The 22,515-nt window shown below is 71.1% G+C and carries 19 protein-coding genes and 1 pseudogene; 5 read left to right on the top strand and 15 right to left on the bottom strand.

The annotated features are described in order from the left end of the window. Positions 1–185: 185 nt before the first annotated feature. From ACIRP7_RS08040 to ACIRP7_RS07985, 12 genes are all read right to left on the bottom strand, one after another. Positions 186–2,330, bottom strand: a complete 2,145-nt coding sequence (locus ACIRP7_RS08040; RefSeq protein ID WP_403655248.1) for an FUSC family protein — start codon at positions 2,328–2,330, stop codon at positions 186–188. 38 nt (positions 2,331–2,368) lie between these two features. Further along, positions 2,369–3,499: a hypothetical protein gene (locus ACIRP7_RS08035; protein WP_403655930.1), complete on the bottom strand. Its 1,131-nt coding sequence runs from the start codon at positions 3,497–3,499 to the stop codon at positions 2,369–2,371. Positions 3,500–3,788: 289 nt separating this feature from the next. After that, positions 3,789–4,181, bottom strand: coding sequence for a DUF2267 domain-containing protein (locus ACIRP7_RS08030; RefSeq protein ID WP_403655246.1), 393 nt, complete (start codon positions 4,179–4,181; stop codon positions 3,789–3,791). 89 nt (positions 4,182–4,270) lie between these two features. After that, positions 4,271–6,052 carry an FAD-dependent oxidoreductase gene (locus tag ACIRP7_RS08025; protein WP_403655244.1) on the bottom strand — a complete coding sequence of 594 codons (1,782 nt, stop codon included), beginning with the start codon at positions 6,050–6,052 and terminating at the stop codon, positions 4,271–4,273. Beyond that, the gene (locus ACIRP7_RS08020; RefSeq protein WP_403655242.1) at positions 6,052–6,312 is read right to left on the bottom strand and encodes a UBP-type zinc finger domain-containing protein; all 261 of its coding nucleotides are present in this window, start codon (positions 6,310–6,312) and stop codon (positions 6,052–6,054) included. Before ACIRP7_RS08020 ends, ACIRP7_RS08025 begins: the two co-directional genes overlap by 1 nt. A gap of 6 nt (positions 6,313–6,318) precedes the next feature. Further along, a complete protein-coding gene (trxA, locus tag ACIRP7_RS08015; RefSeq protein WP_403655240.1) occupies positions 6,319–6,777 on the bottom strand; it encodes a thioredoxin in 459 nt (152 codons plus the stop codon). Next, positions 6,774–9,413, bottom strand: coding sequence for an ATP-dependent chaperone ClpB (clpB, locus tag ACIRP7_RS08010; protein WP_403655238.1), 2,640 nt, complete (start codon positions 9,411–9,413; stop codon positions 6,774–6,776). Before clpB ends, trxA begins: the two co-directional genes overlap by 4 nt. Next, entirely contained in the window at positions 9,404–9,772 is a 369-nt protein-coding gene (locus tag ACIRP7_RS08005; RefSeq protein WP_403655236.1) for a chaperone modulator CbpM, read from the bottom strand. The genes clpB and ACIRP7_RS08005 overlap by 10 nt, the downstream gene beginning before the upstream one ends. Continuing rightward, positions 9,772–10,701 (bottom strand): DnaJ C-terminal domain-containing protein, encoded by a 930-nt coding sequence (locus tag ACIRP7_RS08000; protein WP_403655234.1) that lies wholly within the window; start codon positions 10,699–10,701, stop codon positions 9,772–9,774. Before ACIRP7_RS08000 ends, ACIRP7_RS08005 begins: the two co-directional genes overlap by 1 nt. Before the next feature lie 6 nt (positions 10,702–10,707). Next, the gene (grpE, locus tag ACIRP7_RS07995) at positions 10,708–11,295 is read right to left on the bottom strand and encodes a nucleotide exchange factor GrpE (protein ID WP_403655232.1); all 588 of its coding nucleotides are present in this window, start codon (positions 11,293–11,295) and stop codon (positions 10,708–10,710) included. 10 nt (positions 11,296–11,305) lie between these two features. Next, entirely contained in the window at positions 11,306–13,222 is a 1,917-nt protein-coding gene (gene dnaK, locus ACIRP7_RS07990) for a molecular chaperone DnaK (protein WP_403655230.1), read from the bottom strand. Between the two features lie 67 nt (positions 13,223–13,289). Continuing rightward, positions 13,290–13,511, bottom strand: a complete 222-nt coding sequence (locus tag ACIRP7_RS07985; protein ID WP_403655228.1) for a hypothetical protein — start codon at positions 13,509–13,511, stop codon at positions 13,290–13,292. A 526-nt stretch (positions 13,512–14,037) separates the two neighbouring features. Between ACIRP7_RS07985 and ACIRP7_RS07980 the strand changes: the two genes are divergently transcribed. From ACIRP7_RS07980 to ACIRP7_RS07970, 3 genes are all read left to right on the top strand, one after another. After that, on the top strand, positions 14,038–15,750 hold the full coding sequence (locus ACIRP7_RS07980; protein WP_403655226.1) for a PucR family transcriptional regulator: 1,713 nt from the start codon (positions 14,038–14,040) through the stop codon (positions 15,748–15,750). A 483-nt stretch (positions 15,751–16,233) separates the two neighbouring features. Beyond that, positions 16,234–16,896, top strand: coding sequence for an RNA polymerase sigma factor (locus ACIRP7_RS07975; protein WP_403655224.1), 663 nt, complete (start codon positions 16,234–16,236; stop codon positions 16,894–16,896). Further along, positions 16,896–18,011 (top strand): hypothetical protein, encoded by a 1,116-nt coding sequence (locus ACIRP7_RS07970; RefSeq protein WP_403655222.1) that lies wholly within the window; start codon positions 16,896–16,898, stop codon positions 18,009–18,011. Before ACIRP7_RS07975 ends, ACIRP7_RS07970 begins: the two co-directional genes overlap by 1 nt. A gap of 222 nt (positions 18,012–18,233) precedes the next feature. Here ACIRP7_RS07970 and ACIRP7_RS07965 read toward each other — a convergent pair whose 3' ends face one another. After that, positions 18,234–19,064, bottom strand: coding sequence for a L,D-transpeptidase family protein (locus ACIRP7_RS07965; protein ID WP_403655220.1), 831 nt, complete (start codon positions 19,062–19,064; stop codon positions 18,234–18,236). A gap of 123 nt (positions 19,065–19,187) precedes the next feature. Between ACIRP7_RS07965 and ACIRP7_RS07960 the strand changes: the two genes are divergently transcribed. Next, complete coding sequence (locus ACIRP7_RS07960) at positions 19,188–20,768, top strand: methylmalonyl-CoA mutase (RefSeq protein ID WP_403655218.1); 1,581 nt, start codon at positions 19,188–19,190, stop codon at positions 20,766–20,768. A gap of 34 nt (positions 20,769–20,802) precedes the next feature. Here the strand turns inward: ACIRP7_RS07960 and ACIRP7_RS07955 are convergent, their stop codons facing one another. Continuing rightward, positions 20,803–20,940, bottom strand: a complete 138-nt coding sequence (locus ACIRP7_RS07955) for a hypothetical protein (RefSeq protein WP_403655216.1) — start codon at positions 20,938–20,940, stop codon at positions 20,803–20,805. A 125-nt stretch (positions 20,941–21,065) separates the two neighbouring features. Between ACIRP7_RS07955 and ACIRP7_RS07950 the strand changes: the two are divergent. Further along, positions 21,066–21,293: pseudogene (locus tag ACIRP7_RS07950) on the top strand (TetR/AcrR family transcriptional regulator C-terminal domain-containing protein); the annotation flags it as partial. Here the strand turns inward: ACIRP7_RS07950 and ACIRP7_RS07945 are convergent. After that, complete coding sequence (locus tag ACIRP7_RS07945) at positions 21,284–22,444, bottom strand: acyltransferase family protein (protein ID WP_403655214.1); 1,161 nt, start codon at positions 22,442–22,444, stop codon at positions 21,284–21,286. The pseudogene ACIRP7_RS07950 and the gene ACIRP7_RS07945 overlap by 10 nt on opposite strands. Positions 22,445–22,515 lie beyond the last annotated feature (71 nt).

Raw genomic sequence — 22,515 nt, 5'->3', positions numbered from 1 at the left:
GACGCACCAACCGGATGACGCCCCGCGAGCAGTGCCACTGTCGCCATCACGAGGAGCAGCCCCGTCAGGCCGAGCAGTTCGATCCCCCGGTACAACCCGTCTCGCGGTACGCATGGCGGTGCTCGACGCGGCCGGGAGACCACTTCCCGCTCCAGGAGGTGCGGCGTTCCCCGTAGCCGGAACCGTCACCCACCCCGGTGCGCGGGTCCTGATCCGTCACCTTCAGCCACGGCCGCCCGCACCCGTCGCTCCTCGCGAGCGGAGCCGACGTCCCGTTCCAGGGGTGTGCGGCTTACGGCTGTCGTGAGGTCCTCCAGAGCCCGCTTCTGCAGTTCCGCCCCGCGCCGTAGCACCGGGTTCCGCTCCCCGGCTGCGGCTCCGTCCCACGCGTGGAGCGCTTCCTCCAAGCGCCCCCAGTCCGGATTCCTGTGCTCGCGCACGTCGTCTGCCGCCTGCGCGGTGTCCGCCTCCAGGGCCTCGGCGAGCCGCTCCGCCTCGGGGGCGGAACGGCTGTCGGTCTGCGGGACGTGGCTCTCCATGAGCATTGCTGCCCGGTCGAGTCCCTTGAGCGCCTCCTGCGCATCCTCCGCCTCGCGCGATGTCAGACCTCTGGGTCGGACCGGTTCCTGCTTCGCCTGGTCGTAGGCCTCCTGCCAGGCGGCACGTGCCGCCCTGCCGGCCAGCAGGGCGCTGCGCATGTCGGCGCGATGCTCCCGGGTCGGTTCGGCGTGGCTGCGGAGCACTGCGGCCGCGTAGCGGCCGTCTGCGGCGAGCCAGTCCGCAAGCCGGCCTGGCAGCCGGGGGGTCTCCCATGCGGGGAACACCACGTACGCCACCATTGCCAGGGCCCCGCCGAGCAGGGTGAGGACCACCCGCTCCGGGACCGTCTGCTCCCATGCCTGGCCGCCCATGCCGAGCAGGAAGACGACGTACGCGGCAGTGAAGCACTGGGAGTAGGCGTAGCCGGTACGGAGCAGCGTGTACGACAGGGCCGCCGAGACCACCGCCAGCGCGCCGAACACATGGGCGTCCGGGCCCAGAGCCCGCACCATCGCGGTGGCGAGCGCGACCCCCGCCAGGGTCCCGGCGAGACGGCCCACCGCGCGCGCGTACGTGCGATGGAAGTCGGGCCGCATCACCATCACCGAGGCGACGGGCGCCCAGTAGCCGTGGTCCAGGGGCAGCCGGGAAGCGATCAGATAGCCGAGCGTGGCCACCGCCGCCAGGCGGACGGCGTGCCGGAACACGGGCGAGTCCCGGCGGAGTTCGGAGCGGACCGCCCGGACGACGACCGGGAGGAGCCGGAACATGGTCGGGCGCACCAGGAACTGGGCGCTCGCCGACCCGTGCGGCGTAGGCGCCTTCTCGCGCGCCCCGCCGCTCCCGGCGATCTCCCACACCTCGCCGAGCAGTTCCACGAGCCGTTCGGCGGCCTGCCGCGCGGGCCCCTCCAGCACCTCGTGCTCCTCGTCCACGTGCAGGACTTCCGCGGTCCTGGCCGGCACCTCGGTGGGAGTACCGCGTCGGATCGTACGGGCGGCCGCGTCCAGGACCTCGGCGGCCGCGTTGAGCAACTCCCGTGCGCGGTCCCGCCCGGGCCCCTCCGCAGGGGCGCCGACGTCGGGGTCGGCGAGCGCGGCGACGACCGGCAGAACGCGCTCGGCGAGGCCCCGGGGGCCGTGAAGGACGGGGGGACGAGTGCGGGCCTGTGACGGCGTCACGGCAGCCGCGTCCCGGGCCGTCATCAACGGCGCCGGGTCGAACCGGGCGGTGGGGTCGTGCCGCAGCCGGCGGGCATGGTCCGCGACGGCGGCCAGGGCGTCGGCGAGCGCGTCACGGTGCGCCCCCCAACGGCGGATCGGGAACAACAGGATCAGCACGGCCTGCACCACGCCCCCGAGCGCGATGACCCCGGCGTGTTCCAGGGCTCGCCCGGCGCTCGTCGGCAGGGTGATGGTCACCAGCATGCTGCCGACCGTCGTCGCCGCGACGATCCCGGCGGTCGACCCGAGGGCCCATGCCATCCCCGCGGCAAAAGCCCATACGGCCAGCAGCGGGAGAAACGTCACCAGTCGCCCCGCCGCCAGGTAGCCCACGAAGGTGCTGAGTGCCAGACCCGCGCCCGCACCGAGCGCGATCACCTTGCGCGGACGCCAGGTGCGCTGGAAGGTGGCCCCACCCGCGGAGTAGGCGCCGAGGGCGGCGGACGCGGCGTAGGCGGGGGAAACCAGCCACAGCGCCGGCCCGATGACGATCGCCACCCCAGCGGCCGTGCGCAGGGCGAGCAGGGGCTCCAGCCGCGTCTCCTCGATCGTGAGCCCGGATCGCACGACCTCCCTGAAGGTCCGCAGGTGTGCCGGTAGTCGGTTCACTTCGAGGGTTGATCGTCGTGATCTTGGAGCATGCGACGACGTTCCTGTTCGCGCTTGGAGTAGGCGGCTGCCCGGATCGCATCATCGCTCTCCAAGCCTGATCCCAGCGCGCCGCCCACGGTGGCGACCGAAGCGACGAACCAGGACAGCGTCGCGTACTCCTCGGCGTGCAGGGGGGTTCGCGTCACGGAAGCGAACACTCGGTCGTTGAGGATGAACAGCGCCCACACCCAGTTGACGACCATCAGACCCACGTAGCAGACGAGCACACCGATCCCCACGGTCACGACCGTCGAGGCATTGTAGAGCCGCGCCCTCTGCCTCGCCTCCGGCGAGCTCTCTGCTGGTCGATGCCACAGCTCCGCGTCCACGATCAGCCAGCCGATCATGAGCGCGACAGATCCGACCGTGGCGATCACGAGGCGTGGCGTGCTGAGGAACGCGGCCAGGCTCCAGACGGTGGAGTTCACGGTGGCAACTGCTCCCGTGGCGAGTGCGGCCGCCAGGGCTTTCGACAAGCCCGGCACCAACCGCCACGGCCGGTTGGCGCGGACCATACCGACGAGCACCCGCAGGTAACCGCGCGGCCCGCTGACGACGTACCGAAGATCGTCGGTCTCCTTCTCACCGGTCGAGCCCTGATGAACCGGCGCGAGACGACTGCCGAAGGGCCCCCGACGCGGCCGGCTTCCCGCAGGTCCTTCCGCGCCGGTGGTCCGCGGACCCGCCAAACCGAGCACAGCCTCTTCGACGGCCCGACGGGCCCTGACCGGCAGCCGCAGGCCTCCCAGTGAAGGAAGAGAGAGCAACGCCAAGCCGTGTTCGTGATTCAGATGCACAGCGAGCCTGCGTCCGTGTGCGTGCAGCGGAAGGTCGGTGAGGGCCACGACGATGTCCCAGTCCTCCACACTCCCACGGTCCATGATCCGGCGCATCAAGGTGGGTGGGTCCTCCGTCCCCGAGGTGAAGGGCTCACTGACCACCTCGACGTCGAAACGTCGCCTCCGGCCGGACTTGTCGGCGAGCCGAGCTGGAAGAGTCCGGGCCATGCGCTGCGCGATCTCCGTCGGCGCGTCCGGATCCGCCAAGAGAGCCACGACCGTAACGTCCTGCGACGACTCCCGCATGACTGGACCCTCCTCGTCGGCTGCCCCGCGATCCCAAGTGCCCACAGACGCCGCCCAGGTAACGTCGAGGCCGCGCGACACGGCCTTCACCAGCAGGCGCCGGCTGACGGCCACGTCTCCTCGTCCTCCCGACACAGGGCCTGCTCCCGCCACCGCACCGCGATCGCTTGCGCCACCGCGAAGACCCGCTCAGCACCACTCCCGGCACGCACCGCACCCGTGCAACCGCGGCCACCCGCCTCCGTTGCTCATCGGGCCGCGAACCTTTTGTTCTGGGCCCCTCAGGGGCTCAGTCCGCGAGGTCGGCCTTGCCGAACAGGACCGCGTAAGCGGAGGGGAGTTGGCTGATGATCTGATTCACCTCACCGCCTGTCACAGCGTCGGCAACGGTGGTCAGGACCGCGCCGGCGTCCCACTGCGCCGTACGCGGCCGGGCGGGGGTGCGCTCGGCGACCCGGCGGTAGAACTCCTCGATCCCGAAGCCCTGCGCCTGCTGGGGCGTTGCATGCTCCAGAACCTGCCCCAGCGGGCCGGGCAGCTGGGATGCGAGGTCCTTGACCTCTCCCGGGCTGATCCGTTGGGCCAGCACCTCCAGTACGGCGTTGGTGACGTCCGCGGCTTCGTCCTGGTCGTTGTATTCGCCTCGCTCGCGTACCTGGGCGAGGAAACCGTCGTATTTCATCGCTGCCTCCTCTGGGTCGGTCGCCGCTGGTCATGGGTTCGCGGCGTTCACCTCTCTGCCGCTGCTCGCGGTGCGTCACCCGCTGGGTCTCATGCGAGCCAAGCGGACTTCCCCGGACGGGAGTTCGGGGAGCTGTCGGTGCCGCCGGGCGCGGCCGTGTGGCCCAGGTAGCGGTGCACGAGGTGGATGCTCATCGCGCCTTCGCCGACCGCGGAGGCCACGCGCTTCACCGAGCCGCTGCGGACGTCGCCGGCGGCGAACACGCCAGGCAGGCTGGTCTCCAACGTCAGGCAGTCGCGGCCCTGGCTCTGCCACAGTTCGGGAACGGAGCACGCCTGCGCCTCCGCGCCGGTGAGCACGTAGCCGCGCGTGTCGAGGGCGAGCGCGCCGGACAGCCACTCGGTGTGAGGGTCGGCGCCGGTGAAGACGAACAGGGCTCGCGCTTCGAGGTGGCGGTGCTCGCCCGTACGGTGGTCGACCACCGTGACCGCCTCCAGCTCCTTGTCGCCGAGTGCCTCGTTCACCTCGGTGCGCAGCAGGACGCGCACCCGCGGGTGGCGCTCGATCTGATCGATCAGGTAGCGGGACATGTGCGCCTCGAGGCTCGGCCCACGGACGAGCAGGTACACCTGTGGTGCGTACCCGGCGAGGAAGAGCACGGCCTGGCCCGCGGAATTGCCGCCACCGACCACCGCCACCGGGTCGGTACGGCACTGCTGGGCCTCATAGACGGTCGCCGAGTAGTGGACGCTCGCGCCCTCCAACGGCTCGATGCCGGGCACTTGGAGGCGGCGGTAGCGGGCGCCGGTGGCCAGGACGACGGTACGGGCGGTGATCTCGCTGCCGTCGGCGAACCCGACGGCGTAGTGGCCGTCCCGCCGTTCGAGCCGGGCCGCCTCCGCGGGGACGCTGATCCGGGCGCCGAACTTGTCCGCCTGGAGCACAGCGCGCTCGGTGAGTTCGGCGCCGGAGATGCCGGAAGGGAAGCCGAAGCAGTTGTCGATGCGGGAGGACGTCCCGGCCTGGCCGCCGGTGGCCAGCGCCTCGACCACGGTCGTGCCGAGGCCCTCCGAGGCGGCGTTCACCGCGGCGGCGAGACCGGCCGGACCGGAGCCGACGATCAGGAGATCGCCGCGGCCGTTGCCCGATTCCAGGGGCGGCAGGCCGATCAGCCGGGCCAGTTCGGCGTTGCTCGGATTGCGCAGCAGGGTGGTGTCCCGCCAGATCACCAGCGGCGTCTGCTCCGGACCGACCGCGAAGCGGCGCAGCAGAGCCTCGGCCTCCTGGTCCGTCTCCAGATCGATCCAGCGGTGCGGCAGCCGGTTGCGGGCGGCGAACTCGCGCAGCCGCCGGGTGTCGGGCGAGTAGCGCGAGCCGATGATGCGGAAACCGGCGCCCTGCCCGACGAGCAGAGCACGGCGGCCCAGGCAGGCGCGCAGCACCACGTCACCAAGGGTGGAGTCCCGGGTCACCAGGTCACGCAGCTGATCCATGGACAGGGCGAGGATCTCGCCGGGGTCCCTGACCACGGCGGTGTAGAAGGCCACCTGTCCGTTCAGGAGGCCGAGTTCGCCGATGAAGCGGCCAGGACCGTGCACACGCAGCAGGCGTTCGCCGGGTGTGCCGTAGTCCTCGACGACGGCGATCGAGCCACTGAGGACGACGTAGAACATCTCGCACCGCTCGCCCTCCCGGATCAGCACGTCACCTGCCTCAGCGGCGCGCCGCCGGCCATGCTGTGCCAGGCGGGCCATCTGGTCGTCCGACAGGCGGGGATAGGCGCCGCGGATGTCGGGAGTCTCGAAGGGGACGCTCTCCTCCGCCGCGTCCGGCACCGGCGCCGCGTCCGGCCCTGTCTCGTCGGTGGACATCACACGAACGCCTCGTGGACGAAGCACCACCGCCAGTCCTCGCCGGGCTCCAGTGACGCCGCGATCGGATGGCCGTCGGCGGCGGCGTGGCGGCGGGCGTGCCGGTTCGGCGAGGAATCGCAGCAGCCGACGTGGCCGCAGGTCAGGCAGAGCCTGAGGTGGACCCAGGGGGAACCCGTGGCCAGGCACTCCTCGCACCCCTGGGCGCGCGGGGTGACGGGGCGTACGAGGGCGAGGTGGGGATCGGTTCGTACAGTCATGGCTGATCATCCTTTCCCGGCCGGTTCGCGGCCCGCGATCGACTGCTCCACCCACCGCCGCAGGGCAGGGGCAGGTGCGGCACCCGCCTGCCGGGCGACGGTCCGGCCTTTGTCGAGGACCAGCAGCGTCGGTACCGCTTGGACCTCGAACCGACGCGCCAGGCGCGGGTTCTTGTCGATGTCGACCTTGACCAGCTTGATTTGTCCCGCGAGGTCGGCGGCGACCTTCTCCAGTGCGGGGCTCACCATGCGGCAGGGGCCGCACCAGGTGGCCCACAGGTCGACGACGACGGGCACGGTGGCCTGCTCGACGACCTCGGTGAAGTCCTCGTCGCCCGCGTCGGCCATCCATGGCAGCGGCTGCTTGCAGTTGCCGCACGTGGGGCGGCCCTCGGCGGCCACTGGTACCCGGTTGGTGCGTCCGCAGTGCGGGCAGGTGACGTTGGTGGCCTGCATGGTGCTCATGCCGCCCTCGCTTCCCTCACGTCCTCGGGCTGGTCGTAGGTGACCACCAGTTCTCCGTGCTCGGCGTCGACACGGACCTGCGCGCCGTCCTGGACGTCGCCGCGCAGCAGGGCGCGCCCGACGAGTGTCTCGACCTCGTGGGAGATGTAACGCCGCAGCGGCCGTGCACCGTAGACCGGGTCGTAGCCCTGGTGGGCGATCAACTCACGGGCCGCGTCGGTGAGTTCGACGGTGATGCGGCGTTCGGCGAGTCGGCGGCGCAGTTCGTCGAACTGCAGCTCCACGATCCGCTCGATCTGGCGCTCACCGAGCGGCTTGAACAGCACGATGTCGTCGACGCGGTTGAGGAACTCCGGGCGGAAGTGCCCGCGCAGCTCGCCCGTCACCAGGGCGCGGGCGTCCGGCTTGATCTCGCCCTCGGCGGTGGCGCCGTCGAGGAGGTGCTCGGAGCCGATGTTGGACGTCATGATGATCACGGTGTTGCGGAAGTCGACCGTGCGGCCCTGAGCATCGGTGATGCGGCCGTCGTCGAGGACCTGCAGCAGGGTGTTGAAGACGTCGGTGTGCGCCTTCTCGATCTCGTCGAACAGTACGACCGAGTACGGCTTGCGGCGTACGGCCTCGGTGAGCTGGCCGCCTTCCTCGTAGCCGACGTATCCGGGCGGTGCGCCCATGAGCCGGCTGACGGTATGCCGCTCCTGGTACTCGCTCATGTCGAGGCGGACCATGTTCTCCTCGGTGTCGAACAGGGTCCGGGCGAGGGTCTTGGCCAGCTCGGTCTTCCCGACGCCGGTGGGGCCGAGGAAGATGAACGAGCCGATGGGGCGGCGCGGGTCGCGGATGCCGGAGCGGGCCCGGATGATGGCGTCGGCGACGAGCTTGACGGCCTCGTCCTGGCCGATGACGCGCTCGCGCAGGATCTCGTCGAGGCGCAGCAGTTTCTCGCGTTCGCCCTCCTGGAGGCGGGAGACGGGGATGCCGGTCCAGGCGGCGACGATCTCGGCGATCTCCTCCTCGGTGACGACCTCGCGCAGCAGCCGGTTCTGCCCTTGTTTGGAGGCCAGTTGTTCCTCCTCCGCGGCGAGTCGGCGCTCCAGGTCCTGGAGGCGGCCGTAGCGGAGTTCGGCGGCGCGGTTGAGGTCGTAGGCGCGTTCTGCCTCCTCCGCCTCGTGGCGGACCTGCTCCAGTTCCTGGCGCAGTTCCTGCACGCGGCGGATCGCCTGCCGTTCGGCCTCCCACTGGGCGTGTTTGGCGTCGGCCTCGCCGCGCAGGTCGGCCAGTTCCCTGCGCAGTTCCTCCAGGCGGGCTTTGCTGGCCGGGTCGGTCTCCTTGGAGAGGGCGGCGTCCTCGATCTCCAGGCGGGTCACCCGGCGGGTGATCTCGTCGAGTTCGGCGGGCATCGAGTCGATCTCGGTGCGCAGCCGGGCGCATGCCTCGTCGACGAGGTCGATGGCCTTGTCGGGCAGGAAACGGTCGGTGATATAGCGGTGGCTGAGGGTGGCCGCCGCGACCAGTGAGGTGTCCTGGATCTTGACGCCGTGGAAGACCTCCAGGCGTTCGCGCAGGCCGCGCAGGATGGAGATGGTGTCCTCCACGCTCGGCTCCTCGACCAGGACCTGTTGGAAGCGGCGTTCGAGGGCGGCGTCCTTCTCGATGTGCTTGCGGTACTCGTCCAGGGTGGTCGCGCCGATCATGTGCAGTTCACCGCGTGCCAGCATGGGCTTGAGCATGTTGCCCGCGTCCATGGCTCCTTCGGCGGCCCCCGCGCCGACGACCGTGTGCAACTCGTCGACGAAGAGCAGGATCCGCCCCGCGGCGGCCTTGACCTCGCTCAGCACGGCCTTGAGGCGTTCCTCGAACTCGCCGCGGTACTTGGCGCCCGCCACGAGCGAGCCCATGTCGAGGGCGAACACCGTCCTGTCGCGCAGTCCTTCGGGCACGTCACCGCGCACGATGCGCTGGGCCAGACCCTCCACGATCGCGGTCTTGCCGACGCCGGGGTCGCCGATCAGGACGGGGTTGTTCTTGCTCTTGCGGCTGAGGATCTGGGTGACGCGGCGGATCTCGGCGTCCCGTCCGATGACGGGGTCGAGCCGCCCGGCCCTGGCCTCGGCGACCAGGTCACGGCCGTACTTCTCCAGAGCCTCGTAGGCCACCTCGGGGTTGGCGGAGGTCACTCGCTGGTTGCCGCGGACCTGGGTGAGCGCGCCGAGGAAGGAGTCCCCGGTCACGCCGTGCTCCTTCAGCAGGCGCCCGGCGGCGGTCGCCGAGCCCTCCGCGGCCAGCGCCAGCAGCAGGTGCTCCACGGACACGTACTCGTCCTTGAGGCGTTTGGCCTCCCGCTCTGCCGCGTCCAGCAGCCGGGCCAGGCGCTGGGTGACGAAGACCTGGCCCGGCGCCGCGCCCGGCCCGGTCACCTTGGGTCGGCGGGAGAGCTCCTCGCGTACGGCCGTGCGCAACTCCTCCGGCTCGGTGCCCGCCTGCTGCAGCAGCCGCGGGATCAGGCCCTCCTCCTGGTCGAGGAGGGCGAGCAGCAGATGTTCGCCGTCGACCTCGGTGTGGCCCAGGCGGCCGGCGGCGCTCTGGGCCTCCTGCAGGGCTTCCTGTGACTTCTGGGTCAGGCGGTTCATGTCCATGGTGGTAGATCACTCCTCATGCCTGCACGCCGCAGCGCGGCTTCGAGCAGGCTGATGCGGTCGAGCAGGTCGAGCACCAGACCGACGGATGCGTAGTTCAGGCACAGCCCGGTGCGCAACCGCTGGACGCGGGCCAGGGCGGCCGGGGCCGTGGGGTCGAACACCAGCCGTCCGGAGGCGTCACGGTCGGCGTCCACCAGTCCGAGGGCGACGAACCGACGGACCAGGTCGGGATGGAGGCCTGAGCGGCGGGCCGCGGTCTCCAGGGAGAGCTTGGGCACGGGCACGATCGCGTACTGCACGCCCACCTCGGTCGTGCGTGCGTGGGAAGGGCGGGCCTTGGCCGGTCGGTCGGTCATCAGGTCCTCCTGGGGTCGAACGAGGAGACAGCGGCAAGTTCCTCCAGCAGCTCGCGCTCCCGGTCGCTCAGCTTCGGCGGCACCATGATCCGCAGCTCCGCGTACAGGTCTCCGTTCACGCCGCGCGGGCCCGGCATGCCCTCGCCGCGCAGCCGCAGGCGCCGTCCGCTGGAGGACCCGGCGGGCACGGTCACCTTCGCCGTGGCACCGCTCGGCGTGCGCACCGGCACGGTCGCACCCAGCGCCGCCTCCCACGGGGTGACCGGAAGCTTCACGTGGACGTCCCGGCCGTCGAGGCGGAACTCGGGGTGCGGCTGGATCCGCACCCTCAGATACAGGTCCCCGGCGGGAGCCTCGTCACCGCTCCCGCGCCCGCCCTCCCCGGCCAGCCGGATGCGCTGCCCGTCGGTGGTGCCGGGCGGCACGTCGACCTGGTAGCGCCGCTGCCCGGCCGGCCCGGCGAGGGTGACCGTACGGCGGCCGCCCCGATAGGCCTCCTCGACGGTGAGCGGCAGTTCGGCCTCCTGGTCGGCGCCCGGCACGCGCATCCGCCCGGCGCCGCCGAACAGCGAGCCGAAGAGATCCTCGACGTCGACCCCCTCGCCCCCGAAGCCCGACGTGGAGTACCGCACCCGGGGACCGCCGCCGGTGGTCCCCCGGAAGCCGCTGCCGGCGCCGGCGGCGACCTGCTCCTCCCAGTCATCCGGGATCTTCCGGAAGTCCTCGCCGAAGCGGTCGTAGCGGGCTCGCTGCTCCGGATCGGACAGGACGCTGAAGGCCTCGTTGATCTCCTTGAACCGCTCCTCCGCCTGTGGGTCCTTGTTGACGTCGGGGTGGTACCTGCGGGCCAGGGTGCGGTAGGCCCGCTGGATCTCGTCCCGGTCGGCGGTGCGCGGAACGCCGAGCACCTCGTAGAAGTCGCGTGCCATGGACACTCACTCCCGCTTGGCGACGGTCACGGCGGCAGGCCGCAGCTGCCGCTCGGCCTCCCCGTAGCCGGGTCGCAGCACCTGGACCACGGTGTTCGGATCGGCGTCGGGATCCTGGACCACTCCGACCACCTCGTGCCGGGCCGGGTCGAACGGCACACCTTTCTCTGCGTGGCGCGGGTAGCCCAGCCGCTCCAGGACGTTCACGGCCTGGTCACGCACAGCCCGGACGCCCTCGACAATCGCACCGGGATCGGCGGCCCCCGTGTGGCTCAGGGCAAGTTCCAGGTTGTCGATGACGGGCAGGAAGGCCGCAGCCGTACGGGCGCGTTCGGCCGCGGCCACCCGCTCCAGCTCCCTGGTATGGCGTTTGCGCAGGTTGTCGAGGTCGGCCAGGGCGCGCCGCCAGTTGTCCTCGGCCTCTCGCAGTGCGGCAGCGGACTCGTCGTCGGGTGCGGCGGTGCCGGTTACGGCGTCGGGACCGGGCTCGGCCTCTTCGGTCCGCGGTCCAGGCTGCTCAAGGTTCCCGCGCGGCGGCTGTACGGCGCCTTCCGGCGGCGGGTCGGGCTCTCGGCCCCGGGGTGGGATGGGCATGGCGGGCACCTCAGCCCTTGTCGAACTCGGCGTCGATCACATCGTCGTCACCCCCGGCGCCGCCCGGCGCGGCCCCGCCGGGCGCGGATCCGTCCGGTGAGCCGGTGTCCGCCGGACCGCCCGCGGCGGCTCCCGCCTGGTGGGCCGCGAGGCCCGCGAAGACCTGCTGGAGTTCGGAGGCCAGCGGCCGGACCTTGTCCACCCCGGCCTCGTTCTTGACCGCGTCGCGGGCCTCCGCCACCAGCATCTCGGCGCGGGCCTTCTCGTGTGCGGGCGCGGCGTCGCCGAGCTCCCCGAGGCGCTTTTCGACCTGGTAGGCAATGGCGTCCAGTTCGTTGCGCGCGTCGACCGCCTCGCGCAGGGCCTGGTCCTGTCCGCGGTTGCGTTCGGCCTCCTGGACCATCCGCTCGACTTCGCTGCCGTCGAGGTTGGAGCTCTCGCTGATGGTGATGCTCTGTTCCTTTCCGGTGTCCTTGTCCCGCGCGGTGACGTTGAGGATGCCGTTGGCGTCGACGTCGAAGATGACCTCGATCTGCGGCTCGCCGCGCGGCGCGGGGCGGATGTCGGTGAGCTGGAAGCGGCCCAGGACCCGGTTGTCGGCAGCCAGCTCACGCTCGCCCTGCAGGACGACGACGTCGACGGCGGGCTGGTTGTCCTCGGCGGTGGAGAAGGTCTCGGTGCGGCGCACCGGGATGGTGGTGTTCCGCTCGATGATCTTCGTCATCACGCCGCCGCGTGTCTCCACGCCCAGCGACAACGGGGTGACGTCGAGCAGCAGGACATCCTTGACCTCGCCCTTGAGGACCCCGGCCTGGATCGCGGCGCCCTTCGCCACGACCTCGTCGGGGTTGACGCTCATGTTGGGGTCCTTGCCGCCGGTCAGCCTGCGCACCAGGGCCTGGACGGCGGGGATGCGGGTGGAGCCGCCGACGAGGATGACCTCGTCGATGTCGTTGTCACTGACCTTGGCGTCGTCCATCGCCTGCCGCACCGGGCCCAGGCAGCGCTCCACCAGGTCGCCGGTGATCTGTTCGAACGTGGATCGCATGATCGTCTCGGTCAGATGCTTGGGCCCGGAGGCGTCGGCCGTGATGAACGGCAGGCTGACCTGCGTCTGGGTCACCGAGCTGAGCTCGGTCTTGGCCTTCTCCGCAGCCTCGAACAGGCGTTGCAGCGCCTGCGGGTCCTTGCGCAGGTCGATGCCGTTCTCCTTCTGGAACCCGTCGGCGAGCTGGTCGACAAGCCGGCGGTCGAAGTCGTCGCCGCCCAGATGGCTGTCGCCCGCCGTGGACCGTACCTCCACCACGCCGTCGCCGACGTCGAGGATGCTGACGTCGAAGGTGCCGCCGCCCAGGTCGAAGACGAGCACCGTCTCGTGCTGCTTCTTGTCCATGCCGTAGGCGAGGGCGGCCGCGGTCGGCTCGTTGATGATCCGCAGCACTTCCAGGCCGGCGATCCGTCCGGCGTCCTTGGTGGCGGTGCGCTGGGCGTCGTTGAAGTAGGCCGGCACCGTGATGACCGCCTCCGTGACCTTCTCGCCCAGCTGCTTGGAGGCGTCGTCGGCGAGTTTCCGCAGGACCTGTGCGCTGATCTCCTCGGGGGCGTAGAGCTTGTCGCGCACCTTGAAGCGGGCGGCGCCGCCGTCTCCCTCGACCACGTCGTACGTGACGGCCTTGGCCTCTTCGGAGATCTCGTCGAAGTGCCGGCCGATGAACCGCTTGGCCGAGTAGATGGTGCCCTTGGGGTTGAGGATCGCCTGGCGGCGGGCCAGCTGGCCCACCAGGCGCTCGCCGGTGTCGGTGAAGGCCACCACGGACGGTGTCGTGCGGTTGCCCTCGTTGTTGGGTACGACCGACGACTCGCCGCCCTCCCAGACGGCGATCACCGAGTTCGTGGTGCCCAGGTCGATGCCTACTGCCTTGGCCATGAGGAACTCCTTCCGCGACGGGCGGCCCCGTTCGACCTCGGAGTCGCGCCCGGCTTTCCGCACTCGCTCAGGTGACGGCGGGGCCGCTCTGCGGGCGGCTGCTCTTCCAAGTCCCGCTGCCGGTGCTGGTGCCGCTCGCGCTGGGCAGTTCGGCCAGCAGCCGCACCGCCTCGTCGGCGACCGCTTCGTCGGCGACGACGTCGTACTGGCTGGGCTGCATGAAGCTCACCGAGGCGAAGTCCCGGCGGCCCCGCTGGGCCGCCGGGAACCACCAGGCCGAGCAGGGCACCGACGAGCGCTCCGAAAACCAGCCCGTACAGGGCGAGGAGCAGTCCCGACACGACCGGATCCAGCCAGTTCAGCAGCCCGAAGATCCACCCGATCAGTGCGCCGGCCAGGGCGCCGCTCGCCGCGCCGTGCAGCGCGGCCCCGCCAAGTCCCATGCGGCCCGTCACCTGCTCGACCAGGCGCACGTCCTGCCCGATGATGGCCCCCTCTCCTGCTCGTTCATCAGCCAGTCCTCCCTGCCACGGCCACCGGCGCGCCCGGCGATCCCCGACAAGCCCAGAGTGGCAAGAGAGCAGCGCGCTCCGCCTGCACCCGACAGGTCAGAAATCGACGCAGTCGGTCGGTCCACGAGAACAAGTCAAAATTCAGACAAGTCGGATGACGTTGCCCAGGCTGGGTACTCAGGGCTCGCCCAGGCGTGGATTCCCACGACTCGCTCGATCTCCTCCGATGACTGGAGGAGAACGGAATGATCTATGGCCTGCCATCCGTCACGAAGGCTGTCCTCTCACGTCTCCGACCAGGAAGTGACCCGCCACCCGAGCAACACCGCGGGCACCGAACGGCACGACCCCAGCCCGCTCGCGGCGCTGGACCCGCACGGGCTGCTGGTGCTGTCCCACACCCTGTTCGCCTGCGCGGAGCAGAGTGAGATCGTGCGGTTGGCCATGGGGCACGTCAGTGCCCTTGGTCCCTACCACGCCGAGGCCGGATACCTCGTGAGGGGCGACGGTTTGTCCCGCGTCCCCGGCCACGACGCGGGAGCGCCGAAGGCCGACGACGCACAGATGAAGGACCTGGGCGAGGCCGACGGCTCCGTATCCCTTGCGGAACGGTCCTGGACCTGGGCGTTCGGCCTGCGCGGGGCCGCCGGCGGTCTGCTCGGCTACATCCTGGTCTCCTCCCGCTCCGGGCCCGACGAGCAGGGGCGCTTCCTCCTCTCGACCCTCGTGGGGCTCGCATCGGCGGCCCTGTCACTGACGGTCACGCGTGCCGCGCAGGAGGACGAGGCCGGCGAACTCAGCCGGGTCCGCACCGAACGGGACACCGCGCTGGTGCAGCTGGACACCATGCACGCCGAACTGCACCTGCAGAAGACCGTGCACGAGACCCTCGCCCGTGTCGCTGCCCGGGGCGGCGGCGAGGACGCCATCACCCAAGCGCTGTACGAGCTCACCGGGCTGTCGGCGCTCGTCGAGGACCGGTTCGGCAACCTGAGGTCCTGGGCGGGTCCCGACCGCCCCGATCCCTATCCGGTGCGGTCCTCGACCTACCAGGAAGAATTGCTGCGGCAGGTCGCGCGCGAGCCGGGCCTGGTCAGAGTCAAGGACCGGCTGATCGCCGTGGTCCGCCCGCGCGGCGACGTCCTCGGCGTACTCGCCCTCGAGGACCCCGAGGCGACGGCCGACGAGCACGCCCGGTTCGCCCTGGATCACGCCCAGCGGTCGCTCGCCCAGCAGCTCATGCACAAGCGCGAACTCGCCGAGGTCGAACTGCGGCTGCGCCGCCAGCTGATCGACGACCTGTTGGAGGGCACTGACGCGACGAGCGCCTACGCCCGGGCCGAAGCCGTCGGCCACGACCTGCAACGCACCCATCACGTGGTCGTGGTGCACTGGCCGGGCAACGCCCCTGACGACTCCTTCACCCGTGCGGTCGAGCAGGCGACAGCCACCTCGGCGACCCGTCCCCTGATCACCCGTCGCGGCGACCGAATGGTCCTGCTGACCGAAGCGAGGCCCGACGACGATGCCGTGTACACGGCGCTGGCCCGTGAGCTGGGACCGCCCGGCGGAGCGATCGGGGTGAGCACCCGCTGCGACTCCCCGGACGGTATTCCCCGCTGTTACCGGGAGGCACTGCGGGCCCTGGAGGTGCGGCAGAACTCCCGCCAGCGCAGCGGGACGACGTTCTTCGACGACCTCGGGCTGTACCGGATCCTGGGGCCGGGAAACGATCTCCGGGAGCTCGAAGACTTCGTGCGGGAATGGCTCGGCCGCCTGATCGACTACGACGCAGGGCACGACACCGAGTTGGTGGAGACGCTCTCGCGCTACTTCGACTGCGGAGGCAACTACGACGATGCGGCCGCCGCGCTGACCGTCCACCGCAGCACCTTGCGCTACCGGCTGCAGCGCATCCGTGAGATCAGCGACCACGACTTGGCGGATGTGGACACCCGGCTCAATCTGCAGGTGGCAACGCGTGTCTGGAAGATCATCCTGGGCGGGCGGCGCTGACCGCGGGCACCCGGAGGGCCGGCGTGCGGGTCAGCCGGGAACGGGTCGCCTCTGAGTCAAAGTCGATGTCGCGGCCTGATCGCCTGCCGCACTGACGGTTTCCCGCATGAAGTGGTGAGCTACCCGGGGACAGCGCGCCCAACGTCGGTCACAGGCCTCAGAGCCGCATCCGGACGGTTCAGTGCTCCCGGTGGACCGCGGAGACGGCCGGGGCCGCCACCCCCCACAGGAGAGGCCCCGGCCGTCGCGCGGTACGGGCCGCGCGGCGGCCCGTATTTCCTTCAGCGTCATGAGTGCGGTTTCTGTCACACCCCGCCGAACCGCCTGCGGATCACGAGCCAGTTGCATTTTGTACGGACATGGACGAGCAGCGGTTTCAGGTCGTAACGTGCCTTTCGCGCCGGGCGCGGAAGTTGAATGATCAACCCCTCGACGGCTCGAAGCGGCGACCATCGATCGCGACCACGTATTGAGGATTCACGGGTGCTGGGGGACGACGCGGAGTTGACTGCCGCGGTGCTTGCGGCACAGGACGGGGACGAGACCGCGTTCCGGACTGTGTACCGCGCGGTGCACCCGCGGCTGCTCGGATACGTCCGGACGCTGGTCGGCGATCCGGACGCCGAGGACGTGGCCTCCGAGGCCTGGCTCCAGATAGCCCGTGACCTGGACCGTTTCGACGGAGACGCGGACCGTTTCCGTGGCTGGGCGGCCCGGATAGCCCGCAACCGCGCCCTCGACCACATCCGGATGCGCGGCCGCCGCCCCGCGATCGGCGGCGACGAGACCGAGCTGACCGGGAAGCCCGCCGAGTCGGACACCGCGGGCGAGGCCATCGAGGCGCTGTCCACCGACACCACCCTCTCGCTCATCGCGCGGCTGCCTCAGGACCAGGCCGAGGCCGTAGTGCTGCGAGTGGTGGTCGGCCTGGACGCCAAGACCGCCGCAGAGACCCTCGGCAAGCGTCCCGGCGCGGTACGGACGGCCGCGCATCGGGGTCTGAAACGGCTCGCCGAGCTCCTCGGCGAGGATCCGGAATCGGCCGGCGCGCTCGATGCCCTGCCGCCGCAGCGAGAACCGCAGGCCAGTGCGGTGACGTCCGCGAGTGTGACGCATATGCGCCCGCGGACGCAGAAGGACATGTGATGGCCGACGAGAGCTACGGGTGGCTGGACCTCGAGACAGCGGAGCGGTTGCTGCGCGGCGAGTCACTGGAAGCTGTCGACGAGGCCGCCCGCGACCAGGCCGAGCGGCTCGCGAAAACGCTCGACGCGCTGACCGCCGAACCGGCTCCGACCAGCGGCGCACTTCCCGGTGAGGAGGCCGCGCTGGCCGCGTTCCGCAAGGTGCGCGCGGATCGTGCGGACGACTGGGTGAGCCCGCCCGTCCCGGGCCGGCGCCCGGCCGAAGCCCGTTCCGCCGATGCCGGTCTCGTGCGGATCGGCGCCCCCGACGTGGGGTCCGGCCGGGCCCGTCGGCGGCGTCCCGCGCACCTCGGGCTGGCCGCCGTACTGGCCGTCGGGATGGTGGGCGGAGTGGCCGTCGCGGCCGGATTCGGCGTCCTGCCGCACCTCGGGAACGGCGAACCGGAACCCGCGGCGTCGGTGTCGGCCGCCGCCACCCCGGACCGCCCGCCTGTCTCGCCGTCGGCCCCGCCCCCGCAGGTCGCGCCCTCGCCCGAGGGCTCTCCCTCCGGTGGGACCGGCTCCCGGGACACGGCACGCGGCGACACCGGCGCGACCCCCGACACGGGCTCCGAGGGGCGCGGCGTCAGGCCCCGCGGCGACGGGAACGCAGTCGCCTCGGCCTGCCGGGACCTGCGCGCCGGAAAGAAGCTCGACCCGGCCCGCAAGCGCTCCCTGGAGGGTGCGGCGGGCGGAACCTCGCGGGTGTGGACGTACTGCATGGGCCTCCTGTCCGGCGCCGACACCCGGGGCGACGCCAAGACGGCCCCCGACGACCGCAAGAGCGACGGCAAGGGCGACGGCAAGAGCGACGGCAAGGGCGAGGACACCGGCAATCACGAGGACAACGACAAGAGCGGCCACGGCGACCGGAACGGCGACGGGAACGGAGACGGGAACGGGAACGGGAACGGGAACGGAGACGGGAACGGGAACGGCCACGACGACGGCCAGTTCGCGCCCCCTCGCCGGAACCACCACGACCCCGACGGCGGCACCTCCGGCGCCCCGCTCGCCTCACCCGGGGCAACGATGTCACCGGACCCGCGGCCGAGCCCGTCGTACAGCGCGACCTGACCACTCCCCGCGCCGCTGACCTGCGCTTTTCTTGCCCACTGCGGTTTCGGTCGCGGTGGGTGTGACGTTTTCGGCCGCTGCGGCGCAGTATGGAGTGAGCCGACTGGTCATCGGCCGTCGCACAGAGCCGGGGTTCCCCCCGTACCTACGGTTCGTGCACCTCGGCGCGGGCGGGGCACGTTCCCCCGGTCCCGTCCGCGCCCCTAAGCCTCGTCGCGGAACTCACCAGTGGACGACGACCTTGTCGCCGTTCCGCACCTGGGTGAACAGGTCCGCGATCGCCGCCTCGTCCCGCACGTTGACGCAGCCGTGCGAGCCGCCCGCGTATCCGTGGGCGGCGAAGTCGGCCGAGTAGTGCACCGCCTGGCCGCCGCTGAAGAACATCGCGTACGGCATCGGGGAGTCGTAGAGCGTCGACACATGGTGCCGTGACTTCCAGTAGACGCTGAACACACCCTCACGGGTCGGTGTGCCCACCGAGCCGAAGCGGACCGGCACGGTCATGACCGTCCGTCCGTCGATCATCCAGCGCAGGGTCCGGCTGGTCTTGCTGATGCACAGCACCCGCCCGGTCAGACAGCGCGCGTCCGGCGCGTCGGCCGGCTGGCCGCCCATCAGATACAGCTCCCATTTGCCCGGCTCGTGCGTCATGCCCTTCAGCCGCTTCCAGGTGACCGTGTCGGTCCTCCCGGTCCTCGGCAGTCCGCGCTTGCCCTGGAACCCCTTCACCGCCCGCTCGGTGAGATCGTCGTACGACCCCGTCGGCCCGTCGTAGAGCCAGGCGACCTGACGCAGCCGGGCCTGCAACTCCCGTACGCCCCGCCCGGAGTCGCCCCGCGACCACAGCACGGCGGGCGCGGGGGCCGCACCGGACGCGGACGTGGACGGCGTCGCACTCGGCTTCGGGTCGTCGCCGGCCGGTGGTGTGCTGTGCTGCGGGACCTCGATCCGCACCGGCAGACGCCGCTTGCCGTCCCCGTCACCGTCGGCGGTCCGCACCGTGCAGCCGCAGGCCAGCGCCAGGACCAGCAGCGCGGCGAACGATCTCCCCATGCCCGTACTACGCATCCGGACCCCCTGTCGTCTCACCGGCATCCCCTGAGATGTCTCCCCCCGGACGGCCGGTTGCGAACGACCCGGCGGCGCTTCGCCCGAGACCGCAATACGGTGGTGGGCATGACGCGTGAGTCGGAGTCCGGACTGCCCATCGAACCCGTCTACGGTCCAGAGGCCCTCGAGGGCTGGGCGCCCGAGGAGAAGCTCGGTGAGCCGGGCGGGTACCCCTTCACGCGGGGCGTGTACCCGTCGATGTACACGGGCCGCCCCTGGACGATGCGCCAGTACGCCGGTTTCGGCACGGCGGCGGAGTCCAACGCCCGCTACCGGCAGCTGATCGCCCACGGCACGACGGGCCTGTCGGTCGCCTTCGACCTGCCCACCCAGATGGGCCACGACTCCGACGCCCCGATCGCCCACGGCGAGGTCGGCAAGGTGGGAGTCGCCGTCGACTCGGTCGACGACATGCGGGTGCTGTTCGGCGGGATCCCGCTGGACCAGGTGTCCACGTCGATGACGATCAACGCACCCGCCGCCCTCCTGCTGCTCCTGTACCAGCTGGTGGCCGAGGAGCAGGGGGTGCCGGCGGACAGGCTCACCGGCACGATCCAGAACGACGTGCTGAAGGAGTACATCGCGCGGGGCACGTACATCTTCCCGCCGAAGCCCTCCCTGCGCCTGACCGCGGACATCTTCAAGTACTGCGGGGCCGAGATCCCGAGGTGGAACACGATCTCGATCTCCGGCTACCACATGGCCGAGGCGGGGGCCTCCCCGGCGCAGGAGATCGCGTTCACGCTCGCCGACGGCATCGAGTACGTGCGTACGGCGGTCGCGGCCGGCATGGATGTCGACGACTTCGCACCCCGCCTGTCCTTCTTCTTCGTCGCGCGGACGACGATCCTGGAGGAGGTCGCCAAGTTCCGTGCCGCCAGGCGGATCTGGGCGAAGGTGATGCGGGACGAGTTCGGGGCGCGGAATCCGAAGTCGCTGATGCTCCGCTTCCACACCCAGACGGCCGGCGTGCAGCTGACGGCCCAGCAGCCGGAGCTCAACCTGGTCCGCGTCGCCGTCCAGGGCCTGGCCGCGGTCCTCGGCGGCACCCAGTCCCTGCACACCAACTCCTTCGACGAGGCCATCGCGCTCCCGACCGACAAGAGCGCCCGGCTGGCGCTCCGTACGCAGCAGGTCCTGGCCCACGAGACCGACGTCACGGCCACCGTGGACCCCTTCGCGGGCTCGTACGCCGTCGAGCGGATGACCGACGACGTCGAGGCGACCGCGCTGGACCTGATGCGGAAGGTCGAGGACCTCGGGGGCGCGGTCGCCGCCATCGAGCACGGCTTCCAGAAGAACGAGATCGAGCACAACGCCTACCGCATCGCCCAGGAGACCGACTCCGGCGAGCGGGTGGTCGTGGGCGTCAACCGCTTCCGGCTCGACGAGGAGGAGCCGTACGAGCCGCTCCGCGTCGACCCCGCGATCGAGGCCCGGCAGGCGGAGCGGCTGGCCCGACTGCGCGCCGAGCGCGACCGGTCCGCGGTGGACGCGGCCCTCGCCGCCCTGAAGAAGGCGGCGGAGGGCGAGGACAACGTCCTGTACCCGATGAAGGACGCGCTGAAGGCCCGGGCGACGGTGGGCGAGGTGTGCAACGCGCTGCGCGAGGTGTGGGGTACGTATGTCCCCTCGGACGCGTTCTGAGTGCGACAGTCGTACGCGGTGAAGGTGTCGTTCGCTAGCGCGTGACGCCTCGGCCGACGTACTCCGTCAGCTTCGAGGCGTCCTCGCCCGCCCACCCCACATAGCCGTCCGGACGCACCAGGAACAGCCCCTTCCCGTACGACGGTTGCTCGTCACCGGTGACCACCCGCACCGACTCCGGCAGCTCCGGAGCCTCGGCCCTGCCGCCACCAGTGTCCAGTGCGGGCCCCGGAACGCATCGAAGAGCCGTACGCCCGCCAGCTTGCCGTCGGGGGCGCGGCCGCCCGGGTGGAGTCCGAGCCGCTGCCCGGCGAGCGCCGCGAAGGCTTCGACGTGGCGGAACGCGCCCGCGCGATGGCCGGCTTCCCGTTGTCGGCGGCGGCGGGCGCGGAAATCTTCCAGGACTTCGACCAGCACTACGAGGAGGGACTGGCGCTGGTGATCGACGGAATCGAGAAGCGGTACGGGAACGCCCCGCAGGGGCGCGGCGAACCCCCACGCACTCCCACCCGGACTCAGCCCTGACGAGCCCGACGTCCGCCCGCTGCCTGAGCGTTGAGCGCCGTACGCAGCCGCGGGGTCAACCGGTCCTCCACGAAGCGGTTCAGGAGCCAGGCCAGGGTCAGCATGGAGGCGAGGGTCAGGAGGAAGGTCACGCCCGACGGCAGGTCCAGATCGCGGTGGAGGACCTCGATCACCACCCAGCCCAGGTGTTCGTGCACCAGGTAGAAGGGGTACGTCAGCGCCCCGGCCACCGTCAGCCAGCGCCAGTTCGCCCACTCCAGCAGGCCGAGTGCGATCGCGGCGACGGCGAGGAACCCGAGGGCGACGACCAGGACGATGCCGTACGACGTCCGGTGGGCGAAGGCGTTCGGGTCCGAGACGTTCCACAGCTCGCGCACCGCGTAGTGCTGGCCGATCAGGAAGCTGACGGCGACGATGCCCCACGCGTAGGCGTCCTTGCGGTCGCGGTGGACCAGGTAGAGACCCATGCCGCCGATGAAGAACGGCGCGTACTCGGGCATCAGCACGATGTCCAGCAGTGGCGTCTTCGCGCCCTGGGCGATCGCGGCCGCGAGGGTCCAGCACGCGCAGAACATGACGACCCGGCGCCGGCTCGCCCCCGGCAGGACCACGACCAGGGCGAACAGGGCGTAGAAGCGGATCTCCGCCCACAGCGTCCAGTCGACGCCGAGCACCCGGTCGACGCCCAGCGGCTGCTGGAGCAGGGTCAGGTTCACCAGGGCGTCGCTCGGCGAGACCGTCTTGTGGACGACCCAGGGGAGCGCGAAGATCCCGGCGACGAGGAGGACGGCCGCCCAGTACGCGGGCATCAGCCGGGACACGCGGGAGGCGAAGAACGAGCGCAGCGGACGGCCCCAGCCGCTCATGCAGATGACGAAGCCGCTGATGACGAAGAAGATCTGGACGCCGAGACAGCCGTAGGCGAACGGCGTGTGCAGGGTGGGGAACTGCTCCTTGGGTGAGCTGCCCCACGCGTGGGTGACGACGCCGCCGCGGCCGCCGTAGTGGTAGAGCGCCACCATCAGCGCGGCGATCAGCCGCAGCCCGTCCAGCGCACGGAGCCGACCGCCCGCGCGCTTCACCGGCGCGACCCGAACGGGTGCAGCCGTGACGGACTGCGGCTTGGTGGTGCTCACGACCGTCTCGGTCACGGTGGTACCCCTAGCAGGCAGAAGTGGCGTCCACCAGCAGGTTAGGCAGCGCCCTGAGCACTTTTGTTCGA

It is taken from the genome of Streptomyces sp. NPDC102270 (genome assembly GCF_044766405.1).
Lineage (GTDB): Bacteria > Actinomycetota > Actinomycetes > Streptomycetales > Streptomycetaceae > Streptomyces.
This window is presented reverse-complemented; position numbering and strand designations above follow the sequence as displayed.

What these genes read in the sequence shown, in the direction of transcription:
- grpE (WP_403655232.1), bottom strand. Translation starts at nt 11,295, where the DNA reads ATGCCCATCCCACCCCGGGGCCGAGAGCCCGACCCGCCGCCGGAAGGC.
- ACIRP7_RS08035 (WP_403655930.1), bottom strand. Translation starts at nt 3,499, where the DNA reads ATGCGGGAGTCGTCGCAGGACGTTACGGTCGTGGCTCTCTTGGCGGAT.
- ACIRP7_RS08030 (WP_403655246.1), bottom strand. Translation starts at nt 4,181, where the DNA reads ATGAAATACGACGGTTTCCTCGCCCAGGTACGCGAGCGAGGCGAATAC.
- ACIRP7_RS08025 (WP_403655244.1), bottom strand. Translation starts at nt 6,052, where the DNA reads ATGTCCACCGACGAGACAGGGCCGGACGCGGCGCCGGTGCCGGACGCG.
- ACIRP7_RS07965 (WP_403655220.1), bottom strand. Translation starts at nt 19,064, where the DNA reads ATGGGGAGATCGTTCGCCGCGCTGCTGGTCCTGGCGCTGGCCTGCGGC.
- trxA (WP_403655240.1), bottom strand. Translation starts at nt 6,777, where the DNA reads ATGAGCACCATGCAGGCCACCAACGTCACCTGCCCGCACTGCGGACGC.
- ACIRP7_RS08005 (WP_403655236.1), bottom strand. Translation starts at nt 9,772, where the DNA reads ATGACCGACCGACCGGCCAAGGCCCGCCCTTCCCACGCACGCACGACC.
- ACIRP7_RS08000 (WP_403655234.1), bottom strand. Translation starts at nt 10,701, where the DNA reads ATGGCACGCGACTTCTACGAGGTGCTCGGCGTTCCGCGCACCGCCGAC.
- ACIRP7_RS07970 (WP_403655222.1), top strand. Translation starts at nt 16,896, where the DNA reads ATGGCCGACGAGAGCTACGGGTGGCTGGACCTCGAGACAGCGGAGCGG.
- dnaK (WP_403655230.1), bottom strand. Translation starts at nt 13,222, where the DNA reads ATGGCCAAGGCAGTAGGCATCGACCTGGGCACCACGAACTCGGTGATC.
- ACIRP7_RS07960 (WP_403655218.1), top strand. Translation starts at nt 19,188, where the DNA reads ATGACGCGTGAGTCGGAGTCCGGACTGCCCATCGAACCCGTCTACGGT.
- ACIRP7_RS08020 (WP_403655242.1), bottom strand. Translation starts at nt 6,312, where the DNA reads ATGACTGTACGAACCGATCCCCACCTCGCCCTCGTACGCCCCGTCACC.
- clpB (WP_403655238.1), bottom strand. Translation starts at nt 9,413, where the DNA reads ATGGACATGAACCGCCTGACCCAGAAGTCACAGGAAGCCCTGCAGGAG.